2 protein-coding genes are annotated in these 1,212 nt (G+C 41.3%); both read left to right on the forward strand.

Translation table 11 applies throughout. The features are described 5' to 3' along the window. The coding region (locus ACZ4VL_RS40810) for an AAA family ATPase (RefSeq protein ID WP_381886751.1) at positions 1–700 on the forward strand (700 nt) is incomplete at its 5' end. 65 nt (positions 701–765) lie between these two features. Continuing rightward, positions 766–1,212, forward strand: a 447-nt coding sequence (locus ACZ4VL_RS40815) for a hypothetical protein (protein ID WP_468211115.1), incomplete at its 3' end; no start/stop codon positions are given.

The following is a 1,212-nucleotide window of genomic DNA, read 5'->3' on the forward strand; positions in this document are numbered from 1 at the left end:
TTGTGCGCTGTTTCATAAGATAAGAAATAATCTATCGCATCCAGCATCTAAGCCAACTACAATACCTGACGCCGCAAAAGTTGCAAATTTTGTGGAAAATGTGACTATCGCTCTTGACGGAAAATTCTTTTGGTATGCTACGAAAGAACGTCTTCGTGAAGCAATTCGAGAGTACAAAGAGGTAACGGACGGTGCTGATGTGCTGCACAATCTCGAATCTGCCACATCAACTCATACCGATCTTCTTTGTCGAGATAGTGAAATCGGTGAATTGTATTCCTCGCTTTTGGGAAGTGATATTCGTCAACGACTTGCTGGGTCGGTGCTTTTGTATGGCTATGGTGGGGTTGGGAAGACTGCTATTACTACCGAATTTTTGTATCGACTGCTTCGAGATAAGAAAGATGGAAAGTATTCGGATGTTGAATATCTTCTGTTTTTCTCCAGCAAGGACGAATATCTGCGGTCGTCAAATTCGACTGGTGAATTTTATATTGATTCGGCTCGGCCGGAGTTTTCAACATTCGATGATCTGGCGAGTGCAATTTGCAAGCGTCTGAAACTTGATTCTGTGCATCAGATAGCTGAAAAATATCAACGCGGAATTATTGCGATTGATAATATTGAAAATATCAATTCGGATGAGCAGAAAAAATATTTGCCTTCGTTAAATCTCTTCCTCGGAATGTTCAATTTATAATAACTTCGAGGAATGAGGAGCAGTGTGAGGAAAAGATTCATATCCGGGAGTTCAAGAAGGATGATGTGGGGATTTCTTTTGTTGAGAATATAGTTGAATCGGAGGGATTTAATGTTTCTCTGACTCGAGCAATGGCTGAGTCCCTTCTTGAGACATCAAAGGGCAATGCTCTCATTATCGTGCAGGCTTTGAATGGTCTTCACAACAATGTAATTACGTTTGCCCAGTTAACGCAATCCTTGGAGAGTATGCGTTCAAAGAACTCCGAGATGGTCGCGAATTTCATGTATAAAAATACATTCGATGCGGCACTGCGCTATTTGTCGGAGTCTGGGTATCCGGTTGATGATGTGATGTGCATCATATCTCTTTATGATGAGCGAATTGAATTGTATTCGATCAGTAGATTGGCAAAGATTGAGGTCTCTGATGCGGAGAAGATGTGCAATTTTCTTCTTGAGCGCCTTATTCTTACGAAATCTGGGGAGTATTACGAGCTTAATGAGTTTGCG

Source organism: Streptomyces sp. NPDC029014, assembly GCF_055564695.1.